Here is a 6,331-nt window from a genome sequence, read left to right on the forward strand (position 1 = left end):
CTGCGCCGCTCTGCCGCCAACCGTTCAGCCGCTGGCTGTCCTGCCGACGTTGGCCGCTCACCGGCCATGAAACCGCTCAGCAAAATGGCCAAAGTCGAGATGAAGATACTAATTATCTTTGGCACACGGCCAGAGGCTATCAAGATGGCGCCGGTCGTTCACATCCTCAATGACGCCCCAGACTGCGACGTTCGGCTCTGTGTTACAGCACAGCATCGCCAGATGCTTGACCAAGTGCTCGATCTCTTTGCGCTCCAGCCCGATCATGACCTCGATATCATGCAGCCGGGCCAGGATCTCACCGACATCACCAGCAATATCTTGCTCGGCCTACGCGATCTGTTGCGTAGCGAGCGCTACGATTTACTACTGGTCCATGGAGATACAACGACGTCCATGGCTGGCGCATTGGCGGCATTCTACGAAAAAGTTCCCGTTGGCCACGTCGAAGCTGGACTGCGTACCGGAGACATCCATGCCCCTTGGCCGGAGGAGATGAATCGTCGACTGGTTGGGCGCATCGCAGCACTCCATTTTGCACCCACGGCCCGAGCGCGCGACGCGCTCATTCGCGAAGGGGTAGCCGACCAGGATATCTACATCACCGGAAATACGGTGATCGACGCGCTACAAACGGTCTCGCATAAGCTGAAAGCCGATACCAACCTGCAGCGGCACTTTGAGCAACAGTTTGACCGCCTGGATGCCCGTAAAAAGCTGATTTTGGTTACAAGCCATCGGCGCGAAAACTTGGGCGATGGACTCGAGCGTATCTGCAGGGCGCTTCGATATTTGAGCCAACGGGCTGATCTGCAGATTGTTTACCCCGTGCATCTCAATCCAGCGGTGCGGGACCCCGTGCATCGAATACTTGAAGGCGTGCCTGATGTGCTCCTCATCGATCCGCAGGAATACCTCCCGTTCGTTTATCTCATGTCGAAGGCCTATCTCATTATCACCGACTCCGGTAGTGTGCAGGAAGAGGCCCCAGCGCTCGGCACGCCCGTGCTAGTGATGCGCGAGCGCACAGAGCGGCCGGAGGCCATCGCAGCGGGCACGGCTCGCCTCGTTGGCACGGATGAAGACAGCATCATTATCGAGACCGAGCGCCTGCTTGACGACGAAGATGCTTATCAATCGATGACGCATGCCCATAACCCCTACGGTGATGGACGGGCGGCCCGGCGCATTCTGGATGCGATTCGACGGTTCAGATGCTCTGGTCAGTGAGACCTCAGGCATCGGCTGGTTGATTGCCATTTTCACGATCCGCGGTGGCTGTATACCAGATCGTCAAAACCCAGAACATCAAAGCAGGGGCCAAGTGCAGCAGAATGCGGTTGATGCTGGAACCCCGCTCCGCCCATTGGGACGCGCTCGTCCAGAAGAACAACAGATACACAGCGAAGAGCGCCATGGTGGTCCACAGTAAGCCGGCCCGCAGTGCCGGGCCACCCATATCACGTGCAAGCAGTATGGTGGCAGCAACCCAGGCGATGGGCACGAGCAATGGAAGGAGATGCCAATTATTGTTGATGAACAAGTACCTGATCACCGGCTCCCAAGACCCATTCGATTGCAGCTCGAATGTTCCAATCCCAGGAAGCTGGAGTCGGTCCGGGCCGAGCACGATCTGCCCCAGCATCGGCAGCGACAGCTGGATGCCGCCGGCGAGCCAGATCGCCAGGGCCGCGGCGATCGCCGTCGTCGGTGTCAGCAGTAGCCAACCTCTGCCCAGTCGGGCCGCCGGGATGATCGCCAGGAGCAGCAGCATCCACACCAGACCCTCGCGCTTGATCAGCGCGCAGCCCAGCGCCAGCAGTATCGCCAGCAGCACCTGCCGCCAGTCGCCGCGCTGCGTCCAGTGCATGAGCGCGAAGAACGACAAACCCAGGCTCGTGGCGAGCCAAAGGTCTGCATAACCCGCCAGGGCAACATGGGTGCCCAGCATGGGCAGCGACAGCAGCAGCCAGACGAACAACAAGCCCGTTAACGGGCTTACCCCCCAGAGCCGTGCCTGGCCATAAAGACCCAAGGCCAGCGCCAGCGCACAGCCGATCCAGGGCAGGTTGGCCACCGTCTCGTTCCAGTCACCGAAGGCGAGGGCTGGCCAGGCGGCGATGAGCGAGACGGCAGGCGGATAGCGCCAAGCCAGGATACTGTGACTTTGCCCTGAAGGTTCAGCCAGCCAAGTCTCTGGACCAACGAAGGGGACAAGGGTCTGACTGTGCGCCCAGATCTGGGCCCGAACCGCCCAAGTTGTCCAGGCATCCCAGGGATAAAGCGGTAGCCACCACACCTCCAGCGCCAGGCCCAGCAGGCGGATCGATAGCAACACCAGCAGCAATGCGATCAATAGCCGTTGCCACCATGCCGGCTGAACAGAGAGAGGCGGTCGCCGAGGCGCGCTGTTCGTCACGGTCCAACCACTGCGCTGGAATTTCAGAACGCCCAAGATCAAGCAACCGAAGACGACGATGCTCGGCCACCATTGCAGCGCTGCATCCAGGCTCAATGCAGAGAACAACGCCGCCTGTAGCCTAAGAATGAGTGTCGTGACAAGCAGCCCGAGCACATAGCCGTACCCGAGCAGCAGCGGCCAGCGCCCGGGCATCGGTGTTGGAAAGAGTAGGCGCAGCCAAAGGATCGCGACCACCCAAGGCAGTGATAGCGCAGCGCCAACGCCGACCCAGCCCGCATGCATCATTGCGCCCTCACTCTGTAGAGGGCGGCCATTCCGCGCATCACCGCTACCGACTCGACTGGCACTTGATGCGTCTCATCGCCGAGCACGCGGATGTCAGGTCGATAACGAATATCCGGCGGCGGCTGGATGAGGAGCAGATAGTCTCCTGCTTGCATCCGGCTCGCGTCCGGCAGCCGGGTCTGCCCCGGAGATACGTTCAGTGGCAGGAGGCGATAGCGCACACGCAGCGGTACGTGATCAGCCGGGTCTTTGGTCACGAGCACGATGCGCGCATCCTTCGGCCGTAGGTATTTGCGGACCCCTCCCACCAGATCGGCGACCCAGTCATCCACGTCGGTGATGGGGCCACGCATTCCGGGCGGTGTGTCGCCATGGCGTTCATGTGTTGCCTGCAACCGGGTCAGGAGCTGCCATTGCCACTGGGCATCCAGTCCCAGCCAGGCGAGCAACAGCAAAGCCACCAGGACGGTCCGTCGTGCCTGTCCACTGACGTTGATCGACAGTATCAGGAACGTACCAACACTGATCACGAGCCAAAGCGTCGCCTGCATCAGGGGGCTGGTCTGCCACTGGTTTTCGGGGTGTTCACGATAGTTGATCGAGCGCATGCTCCAGGGCTCGCGCTCATACCAGGGTCGCAGGAGGTTCCGCACACTACCGGCGACGGTGCGTGGTGCTGGAATCAGCGATATCTGCATCAATGCCAGAGGCTGCGAGAGCGCTCCCCCGACCGCAATGCCGATCAGGCTGATCTGCCCTGTCCAGTCAACATTGGTGGTCAGGTCCACCGCGCCCTGCTGCTTCTGGGCATCTGTCAGCAGTAGGGTGCGTATCTGCTGAGGCGCCTGATTGGACACCCACAACAGCTTCAGATCCTGATCGTCGGTCAAGCCGTCGAGTTGCCATTGTAGTCTGCCGTAACGGTGCGCTTCTATCGCGGGCAGCCGGGCAAGCACGATCGACGTGTCGTTTGCGCCCTCTTGTCGGATCATCAAACGGTCACTGGCGGCTTCTCCCTTTCCTTGGCGAAGTTGCAATTGATCCGGAGTGATCGTGACCGGTGGAAAGCCCGGCCCGCGCAGCTCGACGAGCAAAAGCACGGTGAAGGTCAGCAGCAGGCCAATGAAAGCCGCCGACAGGGCTCGCATCGCCGGCGCCCGGCGACACTCCCAGAGCAGGCGTGTCAGTGTTCGTGGTCTAGCGTGCATCGTCACCCAGCACCCGAGCGTAGACATCGGCCACACGTTTGGCAATGGCATTGATGCTGAAAGCAACCGATAGCGCAGTCCGACCCTTGTCGCCCAGCAGCCGTCTTTGCGCGGGATCTTGCTCAAGTTGGCGCAAGGCGTCGGCGACGGCCGACGCCTTGCCTGGCTGGGTCAGCAGGCCATTACCAGCCTGGCGGACCAACCATCCTGTGCCGGACCCCGGGATATCGCTGACCACCACGGGTTTTGCAAAGTGCATCGCCTCGAGCAGGACAAGGCCAAAGGCCTCTGTACGTTCGATGGAGGGTAGACAGAAGACATCACAGGATGCCAGCAGGGCCGCCAACTCGACGCGTTTGGCCTCACCCCAGAGAAGGACCCTGTCCTGCAGGCCGCGTTCCTGGATCAGGGCACGCAACCGTGACGCCTGGTCGCCGGTGCCGACAATGATGGTGCGGGCGTCAGGCAACGCGCCCGTGGCGTCGATCAGCACATCATGGCCCTTGTAATAGGTGAGGCGGCCGACGGACAGCACCCGCAGCCCGACTCGGCCCCAAATAGGCTCTGCGTCCGGCGCCTCGTGCGCCGCCGAGACACGGAGGCGATTGGCATCCAGCCCCAGTGGGATCGTGAGACAGCGCTCTCGCCACCGCCTGAGCGCGTCGCTGCTCTGCAGATAGGGCGGCGATGTGGCGATGACGGCGGCGCTTTTGGCCAACAGTTGTTGTTCCAGCGGACGATAAAATCGGTAGGCAAGCGCCAGTCGTCGATCCACGCGCGACATGGCCACATCGGCATGCCAGTGCACGACCCAGGGCAGCGCACGGGCGCGTCGAGACAAGAGCGCCGTGAATGCAGACACGTTTGGCACATGTAGATGCAGGAGGTCCGGGCGAAATTCCCGGATGCGACGGTTCAGCCAGTGCAGATAGGTCGGGCTTATGGGCACATACAAAAATCGCCCGAGCGTTGGAACGCGATGCACAATCGGCTGCTCGTTATCCGAGGGGACATCCGCGGCGGGGTCGCCGCCTGCCTTGTGCACCAGTGCTGCCGTAGTGATGCCGCGCCGCTCGAGGGCGCCCAGCAGATCCGCCAGGAAATATTCGACACCACCAGCTACTGGTGGGTAATACTTGCCGAGATGCAATACACGCATCAGCCGCTATCAGCATCGTGGCCCGCCGGGTTTTCCACGGCCGTCTTCCCCGCCAAAGCGGAAGCCTGCCGAAGGTCGGCCTCGACCATGGCCAGTCGCTGTGCGAGACGCCGAATCTTGCGCTCTTGCCGTGATCGTTCGATGTCCAACGTCAACATCTTGAGCAGCATGAAACCGAACGCGAGGACCAGCGCCAGGATTGGCGGGTAGCTGACGCCCAAGTGGCCTGCGATCGAATCGAAGAGCGTGGGCCAAAAGCCGACCACGATCACCGTGATCGCAACGGCAATCCACCAAAGCGCAAACGGACCGTGAAGATGATCACGGCGGACCAGCCACAAGATGCCCAGCCCCAAAAACAGACCCAGGAAGAGAGAGGTCAACTGATACGTCATCAGCGGCACTCAACGGATTCGGAGTCGCGCTGCTCGCCTTCTGGCAACTGCGACGAGCAGTCAATACGGCGTCCGACCTGTGCCAGACACAGCACGCTTGTCTGCACCATATAACGGCTCACCGCCCACCAGGAGTTGAAGATACGCGAATGGCCATGACGTCGGTCGCGCATGCGTACGGGCACTTCAACGACACGAAAGCCGTGATGCTTCAGGTTGAGTAACACACCAACGTCTTGGTAGTCCAGCAGGGTAGCGAAGGGTCGCGCCAGTTGCTCGATGGCACGCTGGTTGTAGGCCCTGAAGCCAGAGGTCAGATCTTCGAGAGCCAAACCGCCGAACCCCCGAAAGTAGCGCTGTGCCACTCGTCGCAGGGTACTTGCCCGTTCCGGGTAAGCGCCGATCGCTACGTCCGCTGCGTCCGATACCACTGGATGCAGCAACCTGCCCAGGTCCGACGGGGCGTGTTGGCCATCCGCATCCAGCGTGATTGCCACTGGCCAGTCCTGCCGCAGTGCGTAGCGCAGACCCGCCTGGGTTGCGCCCCAGGCACCGAGTTGAAAGGGCAACCGGAGCACCACGGCGCCGGCCGCTTCGGCCCTGGTGGCCGTGCCATCCGTGCTCGAATCATCAACGACGATGATCGCTTCGCTGACGTACTGCTGTACCTCAGCGACCACCTTGCCGATGCTTTCTGCCTCGTTGAAGGCGGGGATGACGATCACGACGTGGATCCAGATAGATATCCTAGGAGCCTGTCCGACTTAGGCTCAGGATTCGGTCTTATCCGTGTGCTACTGCCAAAAAATATACGAATCGGTTTATTTGGGGCGAAAATTCGGGCTTTTTTCGCGAAAACGCG

The 6,331-nt window shown here is 61.1% G+C and carries 6 protein-coding genes; 1 reads left to right on the top strand and 5 read right to left on the bottom strand.

The window, feature by feature from the left end; all coding sequences use genetic code 11:
* Nucleotides 1-66: 66 nt before the first annotated feature.
* Nucleotides 67-1,230 carry a UDP-N-acetylglucosamine 2-epimerase (non-hydrolyzing) gene (gene wecB / locus QZ588_RS08705; protein WP_366929547.1) on the top strand — a complete coding sequence of 388 codons (1,164 nt, stop codon included), beginning with the start codon at nt 67-69 and terminating at the stop codon, nt 1,228-1,230.
* Between the two features lie 4 nt (nt 1,231-1,234).
* On the opposite strand, the gene QZ588_RS08710 is transcribed toward wecB, so the two are convergent.
* The 5 genes from QZ588_RS08710 to QZ588_RS08730 form a co-directional block, all read right to left on the bottom strand.
* Nucleotides 1,235-2,614: a hypothetical protein gene (locus QZ588_RS08710; protein ID WP_295541808.1), complete on the bottom strand. Its 1,380-nt coding sequence runs from the start codon at nt 2,612-2,614 to the stop codon at nt 1,235-1,237.
* A gap of 89 nt (nt 2,615-2,703) precedes the next feature.
* Complete coding sequence (locus tag QZ588_RS08715; protein ID WP_295541810.1) at nt 2,704-3,855, bottom strand: hypothetical protein; 1,152 nt, start codon at nt 3,853-3,855, stop codon at nt 2,704-2,706.
* A 49-nt stretch (nt 3,856-3,904) separates the two neighbouring features.
* On the bottom strand, nt 3,905-5,074 hold the full coding sequence (locus QZ588_RS08720) for a glycosyltransferase (protein ID WP_295541812.1): 1,170 nt from the start codon (nt 5,072-5,074) through the stop codon (nt 3,905-3,907).
* Nucleotides 5,074-5,469, bottom strand: coding sequence for a DUF2304 domain-containing protein (locus QZ588_RS08725; RefSeq protein WP_295541814.1), 396 nt, complete (start codon nt 5,467-5,469; stop codon nt 5,074-5,076). Before QZ588_RS08725 ends, QZ588_RS08720 begins: the two co-directional genes overlap by 1 nt.
* On the bottom strand, nt 5,469-6,194 hold the full coding sequence (locus tag QZ588_RS08730) for a glycosyltransferase family 2 protein (RefSeq protein WP_295541816.1): 726 nt from the start codon (nt 6,192-6,194) through the stop codon (nt 5,469-5,471). The genes QZ588_RS08725 and QZ588_RS08730 overlap by 1 nt, the downstream gene beginning before the upstream one ends.
* Nucleotides 6,195-6,331: the final 137 nt, after the last annotated feature.

Origin of the sequence: uncultured Thiohalocapsa sp., assembly GCF_913062725.1 — a bacterium.
Classification (GTDB): Bacteria; Pseudomonadota; Gammaproteobacteria; order Chromatiales; family Chromatiaceae; genus Thiohalocapsa.

Bases quoted from the DNA above. Each gene is read 5' to 3' on its own strand.
- QZ588_RS08725 (WP_295541814.1), bottom strand. From the start codon at position 5,469: ATGACGTATCAGTTGACCTCTCTCTTCCTGGGTCTGTTTTTGGGGCTG.
- QZ588_RS08715 (WP_295541810.1), bottom strand. From the start codon at position 3,855: ATGCGAGCCCTGTCGGCGGCTTTCATTGGCCTGCTGCTGACCTTCACC.
- wecB (WP_366929547.1), top strand. From the start codon at position 67: ATGAAACCGCTCAGCAAAATGGCCAAAGTCGAGATGAAGATACTAATT.
- QZ588_RS08710 (WP_295541808.1), bottom strand. From the start codon at position 2,614: ATGCCCGGGCGCTGGCCGCTGCTGCTCGGGTACGGCTATGTGCTCGGG.
- QZ588_RS08720 (WP_295541812.1), bottom strand. From the start codon at position 5,074: ATGCGTGTATTGCATCTCGGCAAGTATTACCCACCAGTAGCTGGTGGT.